The organism is Actinacidiphila polyblastidii (assembly GCF_036353415.1).
Taxonomy (GTDB): domain Bacteria; phylum Actinomycetota; class Actinomycetes; order Streptomycetales; family Streptomycetaceae; genus Actinacidiphila; species Actinacidiphila polyblastidii.
In genome coordinates this window covers 94,901-118,405 of sequence record NZ_JAZEWV010000017.1, presented here as the reverse complement: position 1 = coordinate 118,405, position 23,505 = coordinate 94,901, and the positions used below count along the sequence as shown (strand labels likewise).

Genomic DNA, 23,505 nt, shown 5'->3' with positions numbered 1-23,505 from the left:
GGGCGGCGGGCATCAGCCGGGCAGCGGCGCGGCGAGCCGCACGTCGCCGACCGAGTGGGCGGCCTCCAGGGTGCGGGGGCCCTCGACGGCGCTCCAGCCGCCCGCCGCCTCGTCCCAGATCCTCGCCGACCGCAGCAGCACCGGGACCGCCGCCTCGACCGTCTCGCCGGGTCCCGCCTCCACCGCGGTGAACGCCACCAGCCTGCGCGGCTCGTGGTCGGTGCGCAGGTAGAACTGGACCACTTCGCGGCCGGCCCTGCGTCCGGTGTTGCGCAGCAGGACCCGTGCGACGGCGAGCGTGCCGTCCGCGGCCGAGCCGGGCTCGACGGTCAGCGACTCGTAGCTCCACCGCGTGTAGCCGAGGCCGTGCCCGAAGCAGTAGGCGGGCGTCGCGGCGGACCGCTCCCAGGCCCGGTAGCCGATGAACGGCCCCTCGTCGTAGGCGAGTACGCCCTCGGCGAGGGTGACGCGGCTGACCGGCGCGTCGTGGAGCCGGGCCGGCCAGGTGGTCGGCAGCCGGCCGCCGGGCTCCTTGGCGCCGAAGAGCACGTCGGCGAGCGCCGCGCCCGCCTCCTGGCCGGGGAACCACGCGAGCAGCACCGCGCCGACGTCCTCGCGCCACGGCATCTCCACCGGAGCGCCGGAGTTGACCACCACCACGGTCCGCGGATTGGCGGCGGCGACGCGGGCGACCAGTTCGTCCTGGCGTCCCGGCAGCCGCAGGCCGGTCCTGTCGAAGCCCTCGGACTCGACGCGTTCCGTCGTGGCCACGACCACCACGGCGGTGTCCGCGGCCCGCGCGGCGGCGACCGCCTCGTCCAGCAACTCCTCGGGGTCCCGCTCGGGTTCGCCGTGCAGCAGGCTGAACCCGACCGCCGGGACGGGCAGTTCGAGGTTCCCCGGCAGGGTGTGCAGCAGGCTCACCTCGACCGGCTCGCCTTCGGCCAGGTCGACCGTGCCGCGCTCGGCGGGCACCCCGAAGAACGCCTCGAAGGGGTCGGCGTGGTCGTCGGCCTGCGGGCCGTCGTGGAGCACCCGCCCGGCGACGGTGAGCCGGAAGCCGCCGGTGCCGCGGGTGCCGAAGCGGTGCGCGCCGCCGGTCCGCGGCACGAACCGCCCGCGCACCTCGACGGTGTGCAGCTCCTCGTACCGCACGCCCTCGGGCAGGTCGCCCAGCCACTGCACCTGCCCGCCGGGCAGCGGCTCACCGCCCAACTCCCGCCCGGCGGCGTCGCGGGCGACCGCGCGCAGCGTGAACCCGGCTGCGGCGGGACCGAGTTCCTCGGCGGGGTCGGCGCCGAGCGCGAAGTGCACGGGCGCGCCGGGCGGGAGCGCGGCGCGCAGCCCGTCCAGCGGGGAGACGACATGGTCGGGGAAGACCTGCGCGGAGCCGCCGCCGAGGACGCGGGCCTCGCGGGCGGCGGCGCCGATCACCGCGAGGCCGCCGGTCCCGGCCGGGTCGAGCGGCAGCAGCGGCTCCGGCCCGCGGACCTCGTTGCGCAGCAGGACGCAGGCGCGGGCGGCGAGTTCGCGGGCCAGCGCGTCGCCGTCGATCCCGGCCGGGCGGTCCGCGACGGCGACCGCGGCGGGCGTGCCGGACAGCGCCCCGACGCGGGCCGCGAGCCGCAGCACCCGGCGGGCGGCGGCGTCGACGAGCGCCTCCTCGACCTCGCCGGCCCGCACCGCGGCGGCCAGCGCCTCGCCGTAGACGGTCACCGGGCCCGGCATGGCGATGTCCAGGCCGCCGCGCAGGGCGCCCGCGGTGGAGCGCGCCGCGAACCAGTCGGAGACCACCACGCCGTCGAAGCCCCACTCGCCGCGCAGCACGCCGTTCACCAGCGCGTCGTGCTCGGTCATCGTCACGCCGTTGACGGCGTTGTAGGCGGCCATCACCCCCCACGGGCGGGCGTCGGCGACGATCGCCTCGAAGGGCGCGAGGTACAGCTCGCGCAGGGCCCGCTCACCGATCCGGTTGTCGACGGTGAACCGCTCGGTCTCCGCGTCGTTGCCGACGAAGTGCTTGACGGTGACGCCGACGCCGCCGTCCTGCACGCCGAGGACGTAGCCGGCGCCGATCGCCCCGGTCAGGTGCGGGTCCTCGCTGTACGCCTCGAAGTGCCGCCCGCCCAGCGGGCTGCGGTGCAGGTTCACGGTCGGCGCGAGCAGCACGTGCACGCCCTTGCGGTGTGCTTCCTGGGCGAGCAGCCGGCCGGCCCTGCGGGCCAGCTCCGGGTCCCAGGCGGCGGCGAGCGCGGTGGGGCTGGGCAGCGCGACGGAGGGGTCGGCCGGGGTCCAGCGGCGGCCGCGCACCCCGACCGGGCCGTCGGACATGACCAGCGGGGCCAGCCCGACGCAGCCGAGCGCGGGCAGCGTCCACATGTCGCGTCCGGCCAGCAGCCGGGTCTTCGCGTCGAGGTCGAGGCGGCCCAGCGCGGCCTCCACGGCTCGTTCGCGTTCGGCCTCCGCGCCGAGGGCGTAGGGCGGGTGCGGCGTCATCGGGGGTCCCCTTCTCTGCGTCGTCGGCCATCCTGGCGCTGTCGCCGACCGGATACCTGGCGGACGGTAGGCAGCGTTATCGATTCGTCATCTTGATAGGCTCGCCGCCACAGCGGAAGGGGGGCGCGATGGCCAGGACGCGGGGCGAGCGGGGTGCGCGGCGCGTGGAGATCGTCCAGGCCGCGACCGAGGTGATCGCCGAGCGGGGGTACCGCGGGGCGACGCTGGCCGCGGTCGCCGAACGGGTCGGGCTGACCCAGCAGGGCCTGATGCACCACTTCCCGACCAAGGAGGCGCTGCTGGTGGCCGTGCTGGAGGCGCGGGACCAGTGGGACATGGCGTCGGCCGCGCTGCACGGCAGGGCCTGGCCGCTGGAGGTGGTGGCCGACCTGGTGGAGTACAACGCCACCCGGCCCGGCATCGTCCAGGCGTTCACCGTGCTGGCAGGCGACAGCGTGACCGAGGGGCATCCGGCGCAGGAGTTCTTCCGCGGCCGCTACGCGCACGTGCGGGAGGGCGGCGCGCAGGCGCTGCGGGCCGAGTACGGCGACCGGCTGCCGGGCGGGCTCAGCCCCGAGCGGGCGGCGACGCTGCTGGCCGCGGTGGTGGACGGGTTGCAGGTGCAGTGGCTGCTGGACCCGGAGGCGGTGGACATGCCGGCCGCCTTCCGCGACTTCCTGGCGCTGCTCGCGCCGCCGCCGCGGCCTCAGGGGACGGACTCGGCGCAGCCGGGATCGGCGCGGACCGAGCCGGAGCGGGCCGGGCCGCACGTGTGAAGGACCGCACCCCACCGGGGTGCGGTCCTTCACGAGCGGCGGCGCGGGGTCAGACGACGGTCAGCTCCACCGCTATGTTGCCGCGCGTCGCGTGGGAGTACGGGCACACCTGGTGCGCCTGCTCCACGAGCTGCTGCGCGGCCTCCCGGTCCACGTTCGGGATCGAGACCGCGAGCTCCACGGTGAGGCCGAAGCCGCCCGCCTCGGTCTTGCCGAGGCCGACCTTGGCGGTGACGCGCGATCCGGAGATGTCGGCCTTCGCCTGCCGGGCCACCACCCCGAGGGCGCTCTGGAAGCAGGCGCTGTACCCGGCGGCGAAGAGCTGCTCGGGGTTGGTGCCCGCGCCGCTGCCGCCCAGCTCCTTGGGCGGGTTGACGACCACGTCGAGGTTGCCGTCGTCACTGGCGACGCGGCCGTCGCGGCCGTTCTCCGCGGTGGCGACGGCGGTGTACAGGACGTCTACGGACTGGATGGTCATGAACAGATCCTCCTGAGGGACATGGCGTGGCGTCGCGCCTGCAACATCTTGTTGAATTCCGGCTCCGCTGTCGAGGTCCTCACTCCGGCAGCGAGACGATCATCTTTCCGGTGTTGTCGCCGCGCAGCAGTCCGAGGAACGCGTCGAGGTTGCGCTCGATTCCCGTCACCACGGTCTCGCGGTAGCGCAGCTTCCCCTCGCGCAGCCAGCCGCCGACCTCGCGCACGAACTCCGGCTGCAGGTCCTGGTGGTCCGCGACCAGCAGGCCGCGCAGGGTGATCCGCTTGCCGATCAGCGAGGTCAGGTTCCGCGGCCCGGGCGCCGGCTCGGTGTCGTTGTACTGCGCGATGGCCCCGCACAGCGCGGCCCTGCCGTGCAGCCTCAGCGCGCCGATCGCCGCCTCCAGGTGGTCGCCGCCGACGTTGTCGAAGTAGACGTCGATGCCGTCCGGCGCGGCCGCCTTCAGCTGCTCGGCCACCGGCGCCTTCTTGTAGTTGAAGGCGACGTCGAAGCCGTACTCCTCGGTCAGCAGCGCGGCCTTCTCGTCGGAGCCGGCGCTGCCGATCACCCGCGCCGCGCCCTTGAGCCGGGCGATCTGCCCGACCTGGCTGCCGACCGCGCCGGCCGCGCCGGAGACGAAGACCGTCTCGCCGGCGGCGAACTCGGCGGACCGCAGCAGGCCCGCGTAGGCGGTCAGGCCGGTCATGCCGAGCACGCCCAGGTACGCGGACAGCGGCGCGAGCTCCGGGTCGACGACGACCGTGTGGGCGGCGTCCACCAGCGCGTACTCGCGCCAGCCGAGGCCGTGCAGCACGTGCGCCCCGACCGGGACCGCGTCCGTGCCCGAGGCGACCACCCGGCCGACGGCGCCGCCCTGCATCGGCTCGCCCAGCGCGTACGGCGGCGCGTACGACTTCACGTCGTTCATCCGCCCGCGCATGTACGGGTCGACCGACAGGTGGAGGTTGCGCACCAGGATCTGCCCGGGTCCCGGCTCCGGGACCTCGGCCTCGACCAGCGCGAAGTCGTCGGCGGTCGGCCAGCCCTGAGGGCGGGCGACCAGGTGCCATTCGCGGCTCTTCGGCATGTCGGACGCGCTCCTTCCGCCATGATGCAGCATGGCAACGTTTGAGGTTCTCAATTAACCATGGACCTTGATGTTTCACATTGTCAAGCAACGGAGTAGCCTGAGCGCATGACCCCCCGCCGTATGGACCCCTTGACCGCCGAGGTCGTCGACCTGATCGGCACCGTGGTGGCGCGCTACTACCAGGAGTACGACGCGGCCGCCGCCGTGCACCGGCTGACCGGCGCGCAGGCCCGGGTGCTCGCCCTGCTGGCGCCGGGGCCGATGCCGATGCGGCAGATCGCCCAGCGGCTCAAGTGCGAGCCGTCGAACGTCACCGGGATCGTGGACCGGCTGGAGGCTCACGGCCTCGCCGAGCGCCGCGCCGACCCCGCCGACCGCCGGGTGAAGCTCGCCGCGGCCACCGACGCCGGGCGGGACACCGCCGCCAGGCTCCGCGAGTCCCTGGACTTCGCCCGCGAGCCGCTGGCCGCGCTCTCGGAGGCCGAGCGCACCTCGCTGCGCGACCTGCTCAAGCGGATGCTGGGCGACGACCCGGCCCTGTGAGCCCGTGCGGCCGCACCCCGCGCCGCCCCGGTCCGGCGTCGCCTGCGCCAGGCCCTCGCCGTGCGCCAGGCCCTAGCCGCACCACCACAGCACCGGCTTGCAGGTGGTCTGGGTGGGCGTCGGCTGCTGGGTGGGCGGCCTGGTGTGGGTCGGGGTGGGCGTGGCCGTCGTCGGCGGCGCGGAGGTCGTCGGGCGGGTGGTCGCGACCGGGTGCGTGGTGGGCGGCGGCGTGGTCGGCCTGGCCGTCGACGCGGACGGCGACACCGAGCCCGGCGCCGAGGGCGTGCCCGACGTGCGGTGACCGCCGGGCCTGGACGGGAAGAGGCCGGCGTCGTCCGGCGACGCCGGACCCGAGGTGGCGCCCGGCACCGGAAGCGTGGCGCCCGGCCCCGGGCTGCCGGCTCCGCCGCCGGAACCGCCGATCAGCGCCGCCATGGAGAACATCGTGAGCGCGCCCGCCACGGCGACGGCGCCGACCCCGTAGACCGCGGCGCGCTGGCGTCCGCGGCGCGCCCGCCGGGCGCCGCTGCGGCGGCTCTCGGCGCGGCGGGCGGCGCGGCCGCCGCCGAGCGCGTCGCCGCCCCCGCGGTCGGGCCCGTCCTCGCCGGTGACCAGCGGCAGCCCCGCGGTCTCGCCGACGCCGGGCAGCACGAGCCGGTCCGCGGGGGTGCCACATCCGGGGCAGGAGTACGCGCCGTTGAGGTGGCGCCGGCACGCGTAGCAGTAATCCATGGCGGGATGGACCTTAGGGGAAGGCTCGCCCCCTGCGTAACCCTCGCCTTCCGCTTGTCACGGCTTTGCCGGGAAACTCCCGCGGCTCGGGCGCGCCGGACCCGCCGGCCGGTCGCGGCGATCACGCAAGCCAGGTAAAGGGAGAGTCAAATCACACGCCCTCAACGCGGCACTCCATCACCTTCGTCCCCTTTGCGCCCCCGCGCGGCTTGACGTACCCCCGAAGCCGTCCCTTCTAATAAGGGTTACCTAACCAAGGTGAGGCTCAGTTGAGTTCGCCGCCCCGTCGACCGGACACCGAAGGACCCCCATGCTGCCCACGTTCGTGATCGGACTCCGAGAGGGACTGGAAGCCGCGCTCATCGTCGGCATCATCGCCTCCTTCCTCGGCCAGCAGGGTCGCCGGGACGCGCTGCGCAAGGTGTGGCTGGGCGTCGGCATCGCGGTGGCCATCTGCGTCGCGGTCGCCGTGGCCCTGCAGGCCTACTCCAGCGACCTGCCGCAGCGCCAGCAGGAGCAGCTGGAGACGGTCGTCGGCGCCATCGCGGTCCTGATGGTCAGCTACATGGTGGTGTGGATGAAGCGCCACTCCCGCGACCTGCGCAAGGACCTGGAGGGCGCGGCCGGGCAGGCGCTCGCCACCGGCTCCGCCTCGGCGCTCATCACGATGGCCTTCCTCGCGGTGCTCCGCGAGGGCTTCGAGACCTCGGTCTTCCTGCTCGCCACCTTCAACGAGAGCAGCAACCCCTGGTACGGCGGCACCGGCGCCGCGCTGGGCATCCTCGTCGCCGCCGCGATCGGCTACGGCATCTACCGCGGCGGCATCAGGATCAACCTCTCCCGCTTCTTCCGGCTGACCGGCCTGGTGCTGGTGCTGGTCGCCGCCGGCCTGGTCGCCACCGCCCTGATGACCGCGTACGAGGGCGGCTGGCTGGACCAGGGCTCGCAGGCGCTCGACCTGTCCTGGCTGGTCAGGCCCGGCACCCCGGTCTCCTCCGTGGTGACCGGCGTGCTCGGCATCCAGCCCTACCCGAACTGGGCCATGGTGACCGGCTGGCTGGTCTACGCCGTCCCGATGACCGCGATCGTGCTGTGGCCGGCCCGCCGCAAGGCGCCGGCCGCGCAACCGCGGACCGCGCAGGCGGTGCACTGACCCCGCCGGGCCGTCCCGCACCACCGCACCGGGAGCCGCACCGCGTCGGCGCGCCCCCCGACCGCACCACGACGCCGCCTGCCGCAACCCCGCTCACTCCTCGCTGAACGCTGCCCTCCCGCACCGTCCGCACCGATCCCGCCGTGTCCGTACGGCCACAAGGAGCCCGCCGTGAACGCCCCCTCCACCCACCGCCGTGCCGTGGCCTGCGCCGCCACCGCGCTCGCCGCCGGCCTGCTGCTGACCGCCTGCGGCGGCCACAAGGACGGCTCGGGAGGCTCCGGCGGCGCCGGCACCAAGGCCGGCGACGCGTCGGACAGGAAGTCGACGGTCGCGATCTCCATCACCGACAAGGACTGCGCGCCCAGCCCGGCCACCGTGCCGGCCGGCAGCGTGAAGTTCGACGTCACCAACAAGGACTCCGCCAAGGTCACCGAGGCCGAGCTGATGGACGGCGGCAAGATGCTCGGCGAGAAGGAGAACCTGACGCCGGGCCTGTCCGGCGACTTCACGCTCACCCTCGACGCGGGCACGTACGAGGTGTACTGCCCCGGCGCGGACACCAGCAAGACGAAGTTCACCGTCACCGGCGCCGCGAAGAAGACCTGGAAGGACGACCCGCAGCTGGTCGCCGCCACCCGGCAGTACGGCGCCTGGATCACCGGCGAGGTGAAGGAACTGGTCACCACCACCGACGCCTTCACCGCCGCGGTGAAGGCCGGCAAGACCGACGAGGCCAAGACCCTCTACGGCAAGGCGCGCATCCACTACGAGCGCATCGAGCCGACCGCCGAGATCTGGGGCGACCTGGACGGCCGGATCGACGGCCGGGCCGACGACGCGCCCACGCCCGCCGACTTCACCGGCTTCCACCGCATCGAGCAGGCGCTGTGGCAGCAGAAGTCCCTCACCGGCACGGCCCAGCTGGCCGACCGGCTCGACACGGACGTGAAGAGCCTGTACGCCAAGGTCAAGACCGTCGAGTACCAGCCCGCCGAGATCGCCAACGGCGCCACCGACCTGGTCAACGAGATCCAGACCTCGAAGATCACCGGCGAGGAGGAGCGCTACTCGCACATCGACCTGCTGGACTTCGACGGCAACCTCGCCGGCGCCGACGAGGCCGTGCGGGTGCTGCTGCCCGCCCTGAAGGCCAAGGACCCGGCGCTCGCCGCCACCGTCACCGAGCGCTACCGGCAGACCGCGGCCGCGCTGAAGAAGTACGTCGCCACCCCCGGCTACGAGAACACCGGGTACGTGGACTACAGCAAGGTCACCGCGGACCAGCGGCGTACCCTGTCCCAGACCGTGGACGCCTACGCCGAGGCCGTCTCCAAGATCGCCGGAAAGATCGCCTGACCGTGAACGACACCCCTGCCGCCGACTCCGGCCCCACGCCCGCAGAACCCTCCGCCGCCGCGCGGCCCGCCGTGAGCAGGCGGCGGCTGCTGGGCGCGGTCGGCGCCGGAGCGGCGGTGGCGGGTGCCGCCATCGGCGCGGGCGGCGTGCTGGCCGCCCGCGACCACGGCTCCTCGGACGACGCGGGCCACGGCGCGCCGGCCGGCTCCGCCTCGGACACCGCCGCCACGGTGGCCTTCCGCGGCGGCCACCAGGCCGGCATCGCCACCCCCGCCCAGGACCGGCTGTGCTTCGCGACCTTCGACGTGTCGCCGACCGCGAGCCGCGCCGACCTCGCCGAGCTGCTGACCAGCTGGACGGAGGCGGCGGAGGCGATGACCCTCGGCCGCCCGGTGCCCGGCGACGTGGGCGACCTCAACACCCCGCCGGACGACACCGGTGAGGCGGTCGGGCTGACCCCCGGCCGGCTGACCGTGACCGTCGGATACGGCCCCGGGCTCTTCGACGACCGCTTCGGGCTCGCCGCCCGCCGGCCGTCCGCGCTCAAGCCGCTGCCGCAACTGCCGGGCGAGAACCTGGACCCGGCGAACACCGGCGGCGACCTGTGCGTGCAGGCGTGCGCGGACGACCCGCAGGTCGCCTTCCACGCGGTGCGCAACCTGCGCCGGCTCGGCTTCGGCACCGTCGTGCCGCGCTGGATGGAGCTCGGCTTCGGCCGCACCTCCTCCACCTCCCCGCAACAGGCCACCCCCCGCAACCTGATGGGCTTCAAGGACGGCACCCGCAACATCGACGCCACCGACGCGAGCCTGATGGGCGCGCACGTGTGGATCGGCGAGGAGGAGCCGCAGCGCTGGGCGCGCGGCGGGTCCTACCTGGTCAGCCGCAAGATCAGGATGCGGCTCGAACAGTGGGACCGGGACCGGCTCGGCGACCAGCAGGACGTCTTCGGCCGCTTCAAGTCCACCGGCGCCCCGCTGACCGGCAAGGCCGAGACCGACACCCCGGACTTCGCGGCGAAGGACGGCTCCTCGTACGTCATCCCCGCCGACTCGCACATCCGGCTGGCCGCCCACGAGAACAACAACGGCCTGCGCATCCTGCGCCGGGGGTACTCGTACACCGACGGCATCGACCCGCAGACCGGCGACCTGCTCGGCGGCCTGTTCTTCGTCGCCTTCATGAAGAGCCCGGACCGGTTCGTCACCCTCCAGCGGGTGCTGGGCGCGCACGACGCGCTCAACGAGTACATCCAGCACATCGGCAGCGGCGTCTTCGCCGTCCCACCGGGCCTGGCGGCCGGGCAGGACTGGGGCCGGCAGCTCTTCGGCTGATCCAGGCCGCCGGTCCCCGGACCGGGATCGGCCGTCCCAGGACGCGAGGGGCCGGGCGCGGGAGCCCGGCGCGGGACCCCAGGACGCGCGGGGCCAGGACGCGCGGGTCCTTCATCCGCGGGCGCGCAGGCACGAAGCTGGTGCGGCGGGCGGCAGCAGCCGCCCACCGCACCCCGCAGGAGGACCGCGATGGCACGTACCCGGCTCGACACGACCGTCCCCGACCTCGGCGGCCGGCTGGCCGTCGTCACCGGCGGCAGCGACGGCCTGGGCCTCGGGCTCGCCCGCCGGCTCGCCGCGGCCGGCGCGGAGGTGGTGCTGCCGGTGCGGAACGAGGCGAAGGGCGCCGCCGCGCTGGAGCGGATCAGGGCGGCCGTGCCCGCCGCCGAGGTGTCGCTGCGCACCCTCGACCTGGCCTCGCTCGACTCGGTCGCCGCGCTCGCCGGCGGCCTGCTGGCGGAAGGGCGCCCGGTGGACCTGCTGGTCCTCAACGCGGGGGTGATGGCGCCGCCGGTGCGGCACGTCACCTCCGACGGCTTCGAGCTGCAGTTCGGCACCAACCACCTCGGCCACTTCGCCCTGGCGGCGCGGCTGCTGCCGCTGCTCACGGCGGGCGCCGGCCGCGGCGGCGCCCGGGTGGTCAGCCACACCAGCATCGCCGCCCGGCAGGGCGCCCTCGCCTGGGACGACCTCGACCACGAGCGGAACTACACGCCGTGGAAGACGTACAACCAGTCCAAGCTGGCCGTCGCCCTCTTCGGCCTGGAGCTCCAGCGGCGCAGCGCCGCCGCGGGCTGGGGGATCACCAGCGAGATCGCCCACCCCGGCCTGACCTCCACCAACCTGCAGGCGTCCGGGCCCGGCATGGGCCGCTCCCGGCCCGCCAGGATCGACGCCGTCTTCTCCGGGCTCGCCCGGCTCGGCCTGTTCGTGCAGGGCGTCGACGACGGGCTGCGGCCGGCGCTGTACGCGGCGACCGCGCCGGGCGCGCCCGGCGGCGGCTTCTACGGGCCCGGCGGCGTCGGGCAGTTCAGCGGCCGGCCGGTCCCGCTGCGGTACTACCGCTCGATGCGCGACGAGGCGGCCGCCGCCCGGCTCTGGGAGGTCTCCGAGCGGCTGACCGGGGTGGACTTCGGCTGACGCAGGAGGAAGCCCCGGGCGGCGGGGGCGGACCCGGCCGCCCGGGGCGTGGGCGTGGTGGCGCGGGTCAGGCGCCCGGGGCCAGCTGCACCCACTTGGCGACGCTGGGCACGCCCTTGGCGTCGAGCAGGAAGAGCATGTAGAAGCCGGGCGGGGCGGCGTTCGCCGACGGCGGTGTCCTCAGCACCAGGTTGCCGCCCGAGCGGCCGGTGATCCGCAGGTCGAGGTGGCGCTGGCTGGTGTCCACCGCGTGCGTGGAGGTGATCGGCGCGACCAGCACCGCGCGGCTGACCTGCGACGGCGTGCTGGTCCTGACCGTGATGCCGGCGTCGTAGCCGACCGGTCCCGCGGGCACCCGGGTGAGCACCGGACGCGGGCCCTGGTGCAGGTACGGGGGCTCGTAGATCTCGATCGTGCCGTTCAGGCCGGACTTGATGTCCGGGTTGTTGGCGATCTGCTGCAGCTCGTCGCCGGTGACCATGATCCGGCCGTCGGGGAGGATGACGGCGTTGGAGTGGTAGCCGCGCGGCAGCCGCTGGACCGGGCCGAGCCTCCAGTGCCCGTCGGCGTCGCGCAGTTCGGTCTGCCGGTACTTCAGGTCGGCGTTGGGGTTGTACGGGCCGTTGCCGTAGTCCCGGATGTCGTAGGAGCCGTTGACGGTGAAGAGGTTCCCGTTCGGCAGGATGAGCGTGTCGTCCTGGGTGCGGCCGAAGGCGCGCGGCGTGCTGGTCGTCCACTTGCCGCCGGAGAACAGGTACGTGTTGCGGTCGTTGCGGTTGCCGCCGAGCACCAGCACGGAGTCGGGACCGGCCGTGCCGTTCGGCAGCTCCACCGCCGAGCCGTAGTTGCGCAGGCCCCCGTCGGGCCGGTCGGGCAGCTGCTTGCGGGACTCGTCGGCCGGGTCGAAGACCCACTGCTGGTCGGCGTCGCGCCCGAAGCCGTAGATCTTCCCGTCGTTGAGCGAGAACAGGTGCGGGTAGTCCATCCGGTACGGGGCGTCCGTCTTCCACCGGTCGACCGCGACGCCGTCGGGCGCCCGCCGCGGGTCGTACGAGACGGGCGTGCCGGCGGCCGGGAAGCGCTCGACCACCGGGGTGGGGGTGCCCCAGCCCAGCTCGGACTGGCCGGACATGATCACCTGGCGGCCGTCGGCGCCGGTGACCACGGTCGGGTACCACCGGCCGACCGACATGTCCTGCTGCCGGTGCCAGGTCTCGGTCCAGGGGTCGAAGATCAGCGCGAGCTTGGCGCCGGTGCCGCCGTTGCCCCCGAGGTTGCCGCCGAACACCCCGACCATGCCGTTGGGCAGGTAGGAGTGGCCGGCGCAGAAGAACGGCGCGGGTCGCGGCTCGTTCGTCCCGTCGGGCATGTCGACGACCGGCGGCGGGACCGCCTTGAACGCGTCGAGTCCGGTGCCTGCCGCCGGGTCCCACAGATACGCGCGGCCGGCGTTCTGCCGGCCGATGACGTCGGTGGGCGCGGGCTCCTTCTGCGGGTTCTCCTCGACGCTCTCGAAGGAGAACAGCAGCACCTTGCCGGTGGGCAGCAGCGCGATGTGCGCGGCGAAGTCCGGGCTGGAGAAGTAGTCGGTGAACCGGCCGAACTCAGCCGGGTCGAAACCGGCGTTGGCCGTCGCCTGGGACTCCGTCAGCGCCTTGAGCCGCGCGGTGCGGGTGGTCTGCGGGTAGTCGGTCTGGACCGCCCGCAGGCCGATCCGGTCCCTGGCCATGGACTGCGCGGCGGCCGGCCCGAAGGCCCGGACCTCGTCCGGCCGCGTCTCGGACCGCAGCTGGGCCTCGGTGATGCGCAGCCCGTGGCCGCCGGACTGCTCCGCACCGGGCGCGGCGGGGGACGCGGTGGCGGAGACCAGCGGCGCGGTGAGGACGGCGGAGGTGGCCAGGGCGAGCACGGCGGCGCAGGCCGCCAGCTTTCCCGTCGGTCTCCTGCGTGACATGGGACTCCTCGTCTTCGGACGTCTTCGGACCTGGGGAGGTCTTCTCGGTTCTGGGGTTCGCCCGGTCCCGCGGTCCGGCCGGGCGCCCGGCCGGAGAGCCGCCGGCGGACGTCGTGGACGGGACGCGCATGGACACGTACGGTGAGCACTCCATCACGATCGTTATGGTTTCGAGTGCGGACACACCTGCGAATCCCGGACATCGGAAGCATTCGGAACATTCTGCGTGTCACCGGGAGTCACCGATACCCGTCATGCTGCAATGACCGGGCTCTGATGTGACCGGTATCGGAAGGAGATCGCCCAGTGATCAGCAGGACCCGCAACCACATGGCCGTCGCGGCCGGCGTGGCCGTGCTCGCGTTCCTGGCCGGGGGCAGCGCGACAGCCGCTCCGCAGAACACCGTCCAGCCGCAGGCGGTGCCGGGCGGCGTGATCGCCGGGGGCGCCGACGGCGCCCCGCGGACGCTGCTGTGCCCGCCCGAGGAGAACGCGATGGGCGGCGGCTTCGCCGTATCAGCCCCCCATGGCGGCCAGTTGGACGCCACTCCCACCGACGTCCTGGAGAACCACCCGAACGCCGACTCCACCGGCTGGGTCGTCAGCGTCCGCAAGAACGCCACCGTCGGCCAGGGCCACCAGCGGCTCCAGGCCGCCGACCTCACCGTCTACGTGGTCTGCACGCAGGGCGAGAACACCCCCTCGGGCTGAGCGCCCGCTCGCGGCCGGCTCCCGACGCGCGGCCGGCCGGTCAGACCCGGCCGTCCCGCTCGCCCCCCGGGTGCCGCCGCTGCACCGAGCGCGGATCGTAGAAGATCCTCCGGCTGTGCCGGTCGTCCGGCGAGAGAGCGCCGGGGCCGTGCAGCCCGACCTCGTAGACCACCGTGCCGTCGGGCCGGTCCTCGCGCTCGCGCAGCACCGCCTCCCGCCAGGCGCCTTCGGCGTGCACCCACAGCTCGGGCAGGCTCTCGCCGTCGGCCCAGCGCCGCCGCCGCACCTCGCCGCCGCCCTCCCACGGGTGCGCCTCCCGCGCGTCGACCCCGGCCGGCAGCCAGCCCCAGCGCATCGCCGCGTCGTCCCACCAGACGCGGATGGTGTGCCGGTCGGAATCCCGGGTCGCGGCGCGTATCCGGTACGCGACCCGGTCCGGGTACACGTACCGCTCGACGGCGAGCGCGGGCTGCTCCACCCCGCCCAGCCGCACCGTCAGCGCCCGCTCCTCGCGCCCCGGGTACCAGGTCACCGCGGGCAGCGGCTCACGCGGCAGCCGCCCGTGGATCACCTCGGCGTCCCGTGTCAGCGCGCTCATGCGTTCGAGGCTAGGCCGCCGCCGCGCGGCCCGCCAGGCGATGACGGCCCCGGATCACGCGCGGGCGTGGCACTGGCCGGGGAGTGGGCGCGGGGCAGGCCCGGAGTCGACGCTCGGGGTGGGGCGGGTGGGACTCGAACCCACGACCGACGGATTATGAGTCCGCTGCTCTAACCGGCTGAGCTACCGCCCCGTACGGCGCGTCGTGCGCGCCGTCTGCCGCAGCATAGCCGCTCATACGATCTGTCGCCCTCGCGGGTCACAGAGACGTCACCGGGTGGACTCCCGCCCTGCGGCGGGCCGTTCCGCGTGCATGAAAAAGGACCCCGGAGGGGTCCTGATCCTGCGCTCCCCCGACTGGACTCGAACCAGTAACCTGCCGGTTAACAGCCGGCTGCTCTGCCAATTGAGCTACGGAGGACCGAGCTCCCCCGACTGGACTCGAACCAGTAACCTGCCGGTTAACAGCCGGCTGCTCTGCCAATTGAGCTACAGGGGATCGCTCTGTGTGCACCGAATGCACCCGCCGGAATCCTCCCGGAGGGCGCGCTCTCGGTGCGACACATACATTAGCGCAAGTGAGGGGGTGCTCCGCCAACCAGTAGTGCCGGGGTTGCCCTCCGGCCGCGCAGGGTAGGCGCGCAACAGCCCGACACCGCGAAGAAGGGTGGAGCCATGCACCGGCTGACGTTCATCACAGGGGCCCTGATCGGATACGTGCTCGGCGCCCGCGCCGGACGGGAGCGGTACGAGCAGCTGCGGCAGGCCGCGCAGAAGCTCGCGCAGAACCCGGCCGTGCGCAACACCGCGGAGACCGCCGTCCACCAGGGGCGCAGCGCCGCCTCCAAGACCGCGGACAAGGTCTCGGCGAAGGTGGGCGACCGGATGCCCGACAGCCTCGCGCACAAGGTGCGCTCGCTGCGCAACGGCAGCGCGCCCGAGGACGACTGGGGCACCAGCAACACCTGACCGGCGGGGCGGCGGCTCGGCCCCGCGCCGCCGCCCCTCCGCGAAGCCCCGACGGATTGCGGTGCCATCCGGTGTCTTCCGGTGTCGTCCGGCGGACCTGACACCGAGATCGTTCTGTGAGGCGCGCGGCCGTCCCGGTGGGGCATCATCTCGGACATGGGGAAAGTCGCCGGCATAGACAGCTCGACCGCAGGCACCACCATCGTCGTGTGCGACAGCGACACCGGCGCGGTGCTCAGGCAGGGGCACGCCCCGCATCCGCTGGGCGACGGGGAGAAGCCGACCGAGATCGATCCGCAGGCGTGGCTGCTGTCGCTGGGCGAGGCGGCCGGCGGCGGGGTGCTCGAAGGCGTCCAGGCGATCGGCGTCTCCGGCCAGCAGCAGGGGCTGCTGGCGCTGGACGCCGGCGGTGTGACCGTACGGCCGGCGCTGCTGCGCGGCGACAAGCGCGCACAGGTGCAGGCCGCCGACCTGATCGACGAGCTGGGCGGCGACTCCGCATGGGCCGAGGCGGTCGGCACGCTGCCGACCGCGTCGCACCCGGTGGCGAAACTGCGCTGGCTGGCCCGGCACGAACCGGCCACGGTCAAGCGCGTGGCGCAGGTGATGCTGCCGCACGACTGGCTGGTCTGGCAGCTGCTGGGCCGCCCGGCCCGTCGCACCACCGACCGCGGCGACGCCTCGGGCACCGGCTACTGGTCGGCGGCGACCGGCGAGTACCGCACCGACCTGGTGGACCTGGCGCTCGGTCACCAGGTGCAGCTGCCGGAGGTGCTGGCCGCTGCCGAGCCGGCCGGCCAGACCCCGGAGGGGCTGCTGATCTCCGCGGGCACCGGCGACACCATGGCCGCCGCGCTCGGGCTGGGCCTGGGCCAGGGCGACGCGGTGGTCTCGCTGGGCGCCGGCGGCACCGTCTTCGCGGTGCACCACGAGGCGGTGAAGGACCTCACCGGCACGGTCACCGGGTACGCCGACGCGACCGGCCGCCATCTGCCGCTGGTCCAGGTGCGCAACGCGGTGCGCACCCTGCGCGGCACCGCCGACCTGCTCGGCACCGATCTCGCCGGGCTCTCGGAGCTGGCGCTGCGGTCCACGCCCGGGGCGTACGGGCTGGTGCTGCTGCCGTACCTGGAGGGCGAGCGGACGCCGGACCTGCCGCACACCGCCGGCACGCTGACCGGCCTGCGGCGCGAGTCGATGAAGCCGGAGCACCTGGCGCGGGCGGCCTTCGAGGGCATGCTGTGCGCGCTGACCGACGCGCTGGACGTGCTGCGCACCAAGGGCGTGGACGTGCACCGGGTGTTCCTGCTGGGCGCGGCGGCCGAGCTGCCCGCGGTGCAGGCGATCGCGCCGGCCCTGTTCGGCACGCTGGTGGTGGTGCCGCCGGCGGCGGAGTACGCGGCGCTGGGCGCGGCGCGGCAGGCGGCGTGGTCGCTGGGCGCGGTGCTGGGCCAGCAGGCGCAGCACGAGCCGCCGCACTGGCCGCAGCCCGCGGCCCGGCTGCTGGACCCGGGTGACGAGGCGGCGGTGGGCTCCGCGGTCCGCCAGCAGTTCCGCGCGGTGCGCGACAGCGTCCACCCGGGAGCGTTCGACGCCCTCTGACGGACCCCGGCGCCGCGCCGGCCCCTCACGTCACCGGGCCATCGCGCGAGCACGCCACCGCGCCGCCGCGCCATCTGGCCGCCCGCGCCATCCGGCGGTGCGAGACGCTGGCCAACACCACCCATTCCGATATATCGTCGAGCGGTCGCGAACGCTCACGCCTGCGGCTGAATTTCACCTGCGCCCCACCCGCGCCGGGGGATAAGGTTTTCCGCCGGTCCTCGAAGACCGGCGCAGGCCCCGGCACACGGCCGGGCCACCCGGCTCAACCCCGCAGGGGACCCCCGCGTCCCTTCCCGGCGAGGCGTCCACGCCACACCCAGCTTTCCCGCCAGAGCAGACAGAGCAGACCCGAGGAACTCAGTGTGCTGATCCGACTCCTGCGGTCCCATCTGCGACCGTACAAGCGACCCATCGGCCTGCTGGTGCTGCTGCAACTCGTGCAGACCATCGCCGCACTGTTCCTGCCCACCCTCAACGCCGACATCATCGACAACGGTGTGGTCAAGGGCGACACCGGCTACATCATGGGCCTCGGCGGCGCGATGATCGCGGTGACCGTCGTCCAGGTGTGCTGCGCCGTCGGCGCGGTCTACTTCGGCGCGCACACCGCGATGTCCGTCGGCCGCGACCTCCGCGCGTCGGTCTTCGACCGGGTGCAGAGCTTCTCCGCCCGCGAGGTCGGCCAGTTCGGCGCCCCCTCGCTGATCACCCGCACCACCAACGACGTCCAGCAGGTGCAGATGCTGGTGCTGATGACCTTCACGATGATGGTCTCGGCGCCGATCATGTGCGTCGGCGGCATCATCATGGCGCTCGGCCAGGACGTGCCGCTGTCCTCGCTGCTGCTGGCCGTGGTTCCGGTGCTCGGCGTCTCGGTGAGCCTGATCGTGCGCCGGATGCGGCCGCTCTTCCGCACCATGCAGAAGCGGATCGACACGGTGAACCGGGTGCTGCGCGAGCAGATCACCGGCATCCGGGTGATCCGCGCGTTCGTCAAGGACGACTACGAGCAGAAGCGGTTCGGCGTCGCCAACGACGAGGTCACCGCGGTGTCGCTGGCCACCGGCCGGCTGATGGCGCTGATGTTCCCGGTCGTGATGGGCATCGTGAACGCCTCCAGCGTGGCCGTGCTGTGGTTCGGCGCGCACCGCATCGACAGCGGCGGGATGCAGGTCGGCGCGCTGACCGCCTTCCTCAGCTATCTGATGCAGATCCTGATGTCGGTGATGATGGCCACCTTCATGTTCATGATGGTGCCGCGCGCCGAGGTGTCCGCCGAGCGCATCCAGGAGGTGCTGGGCACCGAGTCCAGCGTCGTCCCGCCGTCCGCGCCCGTCACCGTGCTGCCGCGGCACGGCGAACTGGAGCTGTTCGACGTGGACTTCGCCTACCCGGGCGCCGAGGCCGCGGTGCTGCGCGGCGTGGACATGGTGGCGCACCCCGGCGAGACCACCGCGGTGATCGGCTCCACCGGCAGCGGCAAGTCCACCCTGCTCGGCCTGATCCCGCGGCTGTACGACGCCACCGGCGGCCAGGTGCTGGTGGACGGCGAGGACGTGGCCAAGCTCGACCCCGCGCTGCTGGCGCAGACCGTCGGCCTGGTCCCGCAGAAGCCGTACCTCTTCTCCGGCACGGTCGCCTCCAACCTGCGCTACGGCAATCCGGACGCCACCGACGAGGAGCTGTGGCACGCGCTGGAGGTCGCCCAGGCCAAGGAGTTCGTGTCCGCGCTCGACGGCGGGCTCGACGCCCCGATAGCGCAGGGCGGCTCCAACGTCTCCGGCGGGCAGCGCCAGCGGCTGGCGATCGCCAGGGCGCTGGTGCGGCGCCCCGAGATCTACCTGTTCGACGACTCCTTCTCGGCGCTGGACTACGCCACCGACGCCGCGCTGCGCCGCGCGCTGGCGCTGGAGACCTCGCAGGCGACCGTGGTGATCGTCGCCCAGCGGGTGTCCACCATCCGCGACGCCGACCGGATCATCGTGCTGGACGAGGGCCGGGTGGTCGGCACCGGCACGCACGCCGCACTCATGCAGGACAACGAGACCTACCGGGAGATCGTGCTCTCGCAGCTGACCGAGCAGGAGGCCGCCGCGTGAGCAGCGACGACGCGTTCAAGAAAGCCCCCGTCCGGCGCGGCCCCGCGCCGATGGGCGGACCCGCGCGGTTCATGAGCGGCGGTCCGATCGAGCGGTCGATGGACTTCAAGGGCTCGCTGAAGCGGCTCGTCGGACTGATGCGCCCCGACCGCTTCTGGCTCTCCACGGTGCTCGCGCTCGGCACCGCGAGCGTGGCGCTGGCGGTGACGGGACCGCGCATCCTCGGCCACGCCACCGACCTGATCTTCGCCGGGGTGATCGGCCGGCAGATCCACGGCACGTCCAAGGGCCAGGCGCTGGACTACCTGCGCGCGCACGGCAAGGGCGGCGTCGCCGACATGCTCTCGGGCATCGACTTCACCCCCGGTCAGGGCATGGACTTCGGCGCGATCCGCAACGTGCTGCTGCTGGCGCTCGGCGTCTACGTGGTCGCCGCGCTGCTGAGCGTGCTGCAGATGCGCACCGCCACCAAGGTCATCAACCGCTCGGTGTACCGGCTGCGCGAGCAGGTCGAGGCGAAGCTGTCCCGGCTGCCGCTGTCGTACTTCGACCAGCAGCCGCGCGGCGAGGTGCTCAGCCGCGCGACCAACGACATCGACAACATCGGCCAGACCATGCAGCAGACCATGGGCCAGCTGGTGAACTCGGTGCTGACCATCGTCGGCGTGCTCGCCATGATGTTCTGGATCTCCTGGCTGCTGGCGCTGGTGGCGCTGGTCACCGTGCCGGTGACCATGCTGGTGGCGACGAAGGTCGGCAAGCGCGCGCAGCCGCAGTTCGTGCAGCAGTGGAAGACCACCGGCTCGCTCAACGCGCACATCGAGGAGATGTACACCGGGCACTCGCTGGTGAAGGTCTTCGGCCGGGCGCAGGAGTCCGCGCAGACCTTCCAGGAGGAGAACGAGGCGCTGTTCAGGTCCGGTTTCCGGGCCCAGTTCATCTCCGGCACCATCCAGCCGCTGATGATGTTCATCGGCAACCTCAACTACGTGCTGGTCGCGGTCGTCGGCGGCCTGCGGGTCGCCTCCGGCTCGCTGTCCATCGGCGACGTGCAGGCGTTCGTGCAGTACTCGCGGCAGTTCAGCCAGCCGCTGACGCAGGTCGCCAGCATGTCCAACCTGATCCAGTCAGGCGTCGCCTCGGCCGAGCGGGTCTTCGAACTCCTCGACGCCGCCGAGCAGTCCGGCGAGCCGGCCGCGCCGGCCCGCCCGGTGAAACTCACCGGCAAGGTCGCGCTGGAGGACGTCAGCTTCCGCTACGACCCGGAGAAGCCGCTCATTGACGGCCTGTCGCTGAGCGTCGAGCCGGGCAGCACCGTCGCCATCGTCGGCCCGACCGGCGCCGGCAAGACCACGCTGGTGAACCTGCTGATGCGGTTCTACGAGGTCGGCGGCGGCCGGATCACCCTGGACGGCGTGGACGTCGCGTCGATGTCCCGCGAGGAGCTGCGCTCGGCGATCGGCATGGTGCTCCAGGACACCTGGCTGTTCGGCGGCACCATCGCGGACAACATCGGCTACGGCACCGAGGACGCCACCCGCGAGGACATCGAGGCGGCGGCCAGGGCCGCGCACGCGGACCGGTTCATCCGCACCCTGCCCGACGGCTACGACACCGTCATCGACGACGAGGGCAGCGGCGTCAGCGCGGGCGAGAAGCAGCTGATCACCATCGCCAGGGCGTTCCTGTCCGACCCGGTGATCCTGGTGCTCGACGAGGCGACCAGCTCGGTGGACACCCGCACCGAGGTGCTGATCCAGCGCGCCATGGCCCAGCTCAGCCACGGCCGCACCAGCTTCGTCATCGCGCACCGGCTGTCCACCATCAGGGACGCCGACGTGATCCTGGTGATGGAGTCGGGCTCGATCGTCGAGCAGGGCACGCACAGCGAGCTGCTGGCCGCCCAGGGCGCCTACGCCCGGCTGTACGCCGCGCAGTTCGCGCAGGCGGTCGCCGAGGTCGACTGACGCCGGCCCCGGCGCCCGCACCGGCGCGGGGGTTCGCAGGGCCCCCGGGGCACCGGCCGGACGCGGCCGGTGCCCCCTCGTCCGTCCGGGCGGCGACCACCGGAGTCGACTTCCGGCTGATTCCGGCCGCATCCGACCGGTTCTGCGCGGTTGGGCCGGGCCGGGGCGGCAATATCTCTCGTCGGAGGGATGTGGTGGCCATGCGCAGTCGGAGGTCGGTCGGGGCGGGCGCGGCGGGGGCGCTGCTGCTCGGCCTCGCGGTGGGCTGCACCCCCGCCGATGACCACTCCACCACCCCGACCGGCGGGCCGACTTCGGCGTACTCGGTGCTCACCGGAAAACCCGGCGCCGCCGGCCGGGTGCTCGCGGTGAAGATCGACAACGTGGCCGCGGCGCGGCCGCAGACCGGCCTGAACAGCGCGGACCTGGTGTACGCCATCGAGGTCGAGGGCGGCCTCTCCCGGCTGATGGCCGTCTTCGACAGCGGCCACCTGCCGCCGGTCGTCGGCCCGGTGCGCAGCGCCCGGGAGACCGACCTGCAGCTGCTCGCCCAGTACGACCACCCGGCGCTGGCCTTCTCCGGCGCGCAGAGCAAGCTGCTGCCGGTGCTGAGGAAGAGCCGGGAGCTGATCGCCAGGACCGGCACGGCCGCCTTCTTCCGCGACTCCGGGCGGCCCGCCCCGCACAACGAGTACCTGCACCCCGGGGGCCTGGCCGACGGCGCGGGCCGGGCGCAGGACATCGGCCTAAGGTTCGCCGCCGCGCCCCCGGCCGGCGGCGCCCCCGCGACCACCGGCGCCGCCTCGATGCCCGCCGCCCGCTTCTCCTTCGCCTGGAACGGCGCGCAGTACCGGGTCTCGATGGACGGCGCCCGCTCCCCGTGGACCGCGGACAACGTGATCATCCAGCACGTCACCGTCAAGGAGTCGCAGTACCACAGCCGCACCGGGTTCGTGCCGTACAGCCTGACCGTCGGCCACGGCTCCGCGACGCTGCTGCGCGACGGCCGCTCCTACCCGCTGAGCTGGGACCGGCCGGGCGCCACGGACGGCACGGCGTTCACCGCGCACGGCCGCGACGTGCCGCTGCACCCGGGCAGGACCTGGATCGTCCTGGCGCCCGCGCGCTGAGCCGACGTCACTCCAGGTAGCCGCGCAGCTGGTCGGCGAAGGCGTGGTCGCGGAGCTTGCCGAGGGTCTTGGACTCGATCTGGCGGATCCGCTCGCGGGTCACGCCGAAGATCCGGCCGATCTCCTCCAGGGTGCGCGCGCGGCCGTCGACCAGCCCGTAGCGCAACTGCACGACCTTGCGTTCGCGCTCGCCGAGGGTGGAGAGCACCGCGTCGAGGTGCTCGCGCAGCAGCAGGAACGCCGCGGACTCCACCGGGGAGGCCGCGTCGCCGTCCTCGATGAGGTCGCCGAGCGACACGTCGTCCTCCTCGCCGACCGGCGCGTGCAGCGACACCGGCTCCTGGGCCAGCCGCAGCACCTCGCACACCCGCTCCTCGGTCAGCTCCAGATGCGCGGCGACCTCCTCGGTGGTCGGCTCGCAGCCGCGCTCCTGCAGCAGGCTGCGCTGCACCCGCACCACCCGGTTGATCAGCTCGACCACGTGCACCGGCACCCGGATGGTCCTGGCCTGGTCGGCCAGCGCCCGGGACATCGCCTGCCGGATCCACCAGGTCGCGTAGGTGGAGAACTTGTAGCCGCGCGCGTAGTCGAACTTCTCCACCGCGCGGATCAGCCCGAGGTTGCCCTCCTGGACCAGGTCCAGCATGGTCAGGCCGCGCCCGACGTATCGTTTCGCCACCGAGACGACCAGCCGCAGGTTGGCCTCGATCAGCCGGCGCTTGGCCATCCGGCCCCGCACCACCAGGCGGTCCAGGTCGACCGCGAGCTGCGAGTCCAGGTCGGGGAACGCGGCGAGCTTCTCCTCGGCGAACAGCCCGGCCTCGACCCGGCGGGCCAGTTCGACCTCCTCCACGGCGGTCAGCAGCGGAATCCGGCCGATCTCGCGCAGGTACTGCCGGAAGAGGTCGGCGGAGGGGCCCGCCGTCTCCTCGCGCAGCCGGCGGGCGGGCGGCGGCTCGTCAAGAGCGTCGGGCTCCGCCGGCCCCTCGGGCGGCTCCGAAGCGTCCACTGACTCCGCCGTCTCCCGCACACCGGGTGCGCTCTGCGGTCCGTCCCCGCGCTGCTCCGGCACCCGGGGCGGCACGAGCCGCCCGTCCGGGTCGGCCGGCTCCCCCGGCGCCGCCCGCGCGGCGGGCGGGAAGGCCGGGACCCCTGCCGGTACATGACTCTGGGTTGGCGTCTGCACGGAAGCGACCTCCGCGGTGAGCGCGACATGTGGCTCGCAGAGGGCTCGAAGAGGGCTCTGGGCCGTCACCCAGTGTGGCCCACCGACGCCTCAGCCACGAGGGTCGTGCGCCCCTTTTTTCACACCACGTCACCACGCGCGTCCGTCCGGTGACGCCGCCAGCCCTTTCTGCACGGCATTCCGCC

General features: G+C 73.6%; 19 protein-coding genes and 3 tRNA genes. 12 read left to right on the top strand and 10 right to left on the bottom strand.

What is annotated here, in order from left to right:
* Nucleotides 1–12: 12 nt before the first annotated feature.
* Entirely contained in the window at nt 13–2,496 is a 2,484-nt protein-coding gene (locus V2S66_RS20960; RefSeq protein WP_330797432.1) for a beta-glucosidase family protein, read from the bottom strand.
* A 128-nt stretch (nt 2,497–2,624) separates the two neighbouring features.
* Between V2S66_RS20960 and V2S66_RS20955 the strand changes: the two genes are divergently transcribed.
* Nucleotides 2,625–3,272 (top strand): TetR/AcrR family transcriptional regulator, encoded by a 648-nt coding sequence (locus V2S66_RS20955; RefSeq protein WP_330797431.1) that lies wholly within the window; start codon nt 2,625–2,627, stop codon nt 3,270–3,272.
* Between the two features lie 49 nt (nt 3,273–3,321).
* Here V2S66_RS20955 and V2S66_RS20950 read toward each other — a convergent pair whose 3' ends face one another.
* Both V2S66_RS20950 and V2S66_RS20945 read right to left on the bottom strand, forming a co-directional pair.
* Nucleotides 3,322–3,750, bottom strand: a complete 429-nt coding sequence (locus V2S66_RS20950; RefSeq protein ID WP_330797430.1) for an organic hydroperoxide resistance protein — start codon at nt 3,748–3,750, stop codon at nt 3,322–3,324.
* 79 nt (nt 3,751–3,829) lie between these two features.
* Nucleotides 3,830–4,837, bottom strand: coding sequence for an NADP-dependent oxidoreductase (locus V2S66_RS20945; RefSeq protein ID WP_330797429.1), 1,008 nt, complete (start codon nt 4,835–4,837; stop codon nt 3,830–3,832).
* A 108-nt stretch (nt 4,838–4,945) separates the two neighbouring features.
* Between V2S66_RS20945 and V2S66_RS20940 the strand changes: the two genes are divergently transcribed.
* Nucleotides 4,946–5,383, top strand: coding sequence for a MarR family winged helix-turn-helix transcriptional regulator (locus V2S66_RS20940; RefSeq protein ID WP_330797428.1), 438 nt, complete (start codon nt 4,946–4,948; stop codon nt 5,381–5,383).
* A 72-nt stretch (nt 5,384–5,455) separates the two neighbouring features.
* Here V2S66_RS20940 and V2S66_RS20935 read toward each other — a convergent pair whose 3' ends face one another.
* Nucleotides 5,456–6,115, bottom strand: coding sequence for an SCO2400 family protein (locus tag V2S66_RS20935; protein ID WP_330797427.1), 660 nt, complete (start codon nt 6,113–6,115; stop codon nt 5,456–5,458).
* 310 nt (nt 6,116–6,425) lie between these two features.
* Here V2S66_RS20935 and efeU point away from each other — a divergent pair, with 310 nt between their 5' ends.
* The 4 genes from efeU (at nt 6,426) to V2S66_RS20915 (ending at nt 11,101) form a co-directional block, all read left to right on the top strand.
* Nucleotides 6,426–7,268 (top strand): iron uptake transporter permease EfeU, encoded by an 843-nt coding sequence (efeU, locus tag V2S66_RS20930; protein WP_330797426.1) that lies wholly within the window; start codon nt 6,426–6,428, stop codon nt 7,266–7,268.
* 171 nt (nt 7,269–7,439) lie between these two features.
* Nucleotides 7,440–8,627 (top strand): iron uptake system protein EfeO, encoded by a 1,188-nt coding sequence (efeO, locus tag V2S66_RS20925; RefSeq protein WP_330797425.1) that lies wholly within the window; start codon nt 7,440–7,442, stop codon nt 8,625–8,627.
* 2 nt (nt 8,628–8,629) lie between these two features.
* Nucleotides 8,630–9,961, top strand: a complete 1,332-nt coding sequence (efeB, locus tag V2S66_RS20920) for an iron uptake transporter deferrochelatase/peroxidase subunit (RefSeq protein ID WP_330797424.1) — start codon at nt 8,630–8,632, stop codon at nt 9,959–9,961.
* 189 nt (nt 9,962–10,150) lie between these two features.
* Nucleotides 10,151–11,101, top strand: a complete 951-nt coding sequence (locus tag V2S66_RS20915; RefSeq protein WP_330797423.1) for an SDR family oxidoreductase — start codon at nt 10,151–10,153, stop codon at nt 11,099–11,101.
* Between the two features lie 67 nt (nt 11,102–11,168).
* Here the strand turns inward: V2S66_RS20915 and V2S66_RS20910 are convergent, their stop codons facing one another.
* Nucleotides 11,169–13,055 carry a galactose oxidase early set domain-containing protein gene (locus tag V2S66_RS20910; protein ID WP_330797422.1) on the bottom strand — a complete coding sequence of 629 codons (1,887 nt, stop codon included), beginning with the start codon at nt 13,053–13,055 and terminating at the stop codon, nt 11,169–11,171.
* 306 nt (nt 13,056–13,361) lie between these two features.
* Here V2S66_RS20910 and V2S66_RS20905 point away from each other — a divergent pair, with 306 nt between their 5' ends.
* A complete protein-coding gene (locus V2S66_RS20905; RefSeq protein ID WP_330797421.1) occupies nt 13,362–13,766 on the top strand; it encodes a hypothetical protein in 405 nt (134 codons plus the stop codon).
* Between the two features lie 40 nt (nt 13,767–13,806).
* Here the strand turns inward: V2S66_RS20905 and V2S66_RS20900 are convergent, their stop codons facing one another.
* The 4 genes from V2S66_RS20900 to V2S66_RS20885 all read right to left on the bottom strand — a co-directional run bounded on the left by V2S66_RS20900 (nt 13,807) and on the right by V2S66_RS20885 (nt 14,863).
* Nucleotides 13,807–14,364, bottom strand: coding sequence for a hypothetical protein (locus tag V2S66_RS20900; RefSeq protein WP_330797420.1), 558 nt, complete (start codon nt 14,362–14,364; stop codon nt 13,807–13,809).
* A 119-nt stretch (nt 14,365–14,483) separates the two neighbouring features.
* A tRNA-Ile gene (locus tag V2S66_RS20895) sits at nt 14,484–14,557 on the bottom strand.
* A gap of 155 nt (nt 14,558–14,712) precedes the next feature.
* Nucleotides 14,713–14,785, bottom strand: a tRNA-Asn gene (locus V2S66_RS20890).
* Nucleotides 14,786–14,790: 5 nt separating this feature from the next.
* Nucleotides 14,791–14,863, bottom strand: a tRNA-Asn gene (locus V2S66_RS20885).
* A gap of 176 nt (nt 14,864–15,039) precedes the next feature.
* On the opposite strand from V2S66_RS20885, the gene V2S66_RS20880 reads away from it, so the two are divergent.
* The 5 genes from V2S66_RS20880 (at nt 15,040) to V2S66_RS20860 (ending at nt 22,134) form a co-directional block, all read left to right on the top strand.
* Nucleotides 15,040–15,333: a YtxH domain-containing protein gene (locus tag V2S66_RS20880; RefSeq protein ID WP_330797419.1), complete on the top strand. Its 294-nt coding sequence runs from the start codon at nt 15,040–15,042 to the stop codon at nt 15,331–15,333.
* Between the two features lie 156 nt (nt 15,334–15,489).
* Complete coding sequence (locus V2S66_RS20875; protein ID WP_330797418.1) at nt 15,490–16,935, top strand: FGGY family carbohydrate kinase; 1,446 nt, start codon at nt 15,490–15,492, stop codon at nt 16,933–16,935.
* Between the two features lie 365 nt (nt 16,936–17,300).
* Complete coding sequence (locus V2S66_RS20870) at nt 17,301–19,037, top strand: ABC transporter ATP-binding protein (protein WP_330797417.1); 1,737 nt, start codon at nt 17,301–17,303, stop codon at nt 19,035–19,037.
* A 50-nt stretch (nt 19,038–19,087) separates the two neighbouring features.
* The gene (locus V2S66_RS20865) at nt 19,088–21,004 is read left to right on the top strand and encodes an ABC transporter ATP-binding protein (RefSeq protein ID WP_330797446.1); all 1,917 of its coding nucleotides are present in this window, start codon (nt 19,088–19,090) and stop codon (nt 21,002–21,004) included.
* A gap of 200 nt (nt 21,005–21,204) precedes the next feature.
* Complete coding sequence (locus V2S66_RS20860; protein ID WP_330797416.1) at nt 21,205–22,134, top strand: DUF3048 domain-containing protein; 930 nt, start codon at nt 21,205–21,207, stop codon at nt 22,132–22,134.
* Between the two features lie 7 nt (nt 22,135–22,141).
* Here V2S66_RS20860 and V2S66_RS20855 read toward each other — a convergent pair whose 3' ends face one another.
* Complete coding sequence (locus tag V2S66_RS20855) at nt 22,142–23,320, bottom strand: RNA polymerase sigma factor (RefSeq protein ID WP_413966444.1); 1,179 nt, start codon at nt 23,318–23,320, stop codon at nt 22,142–22,144.
* Nucleotides 23,321–23,505 lie beyond the last annotated feature (185 nt).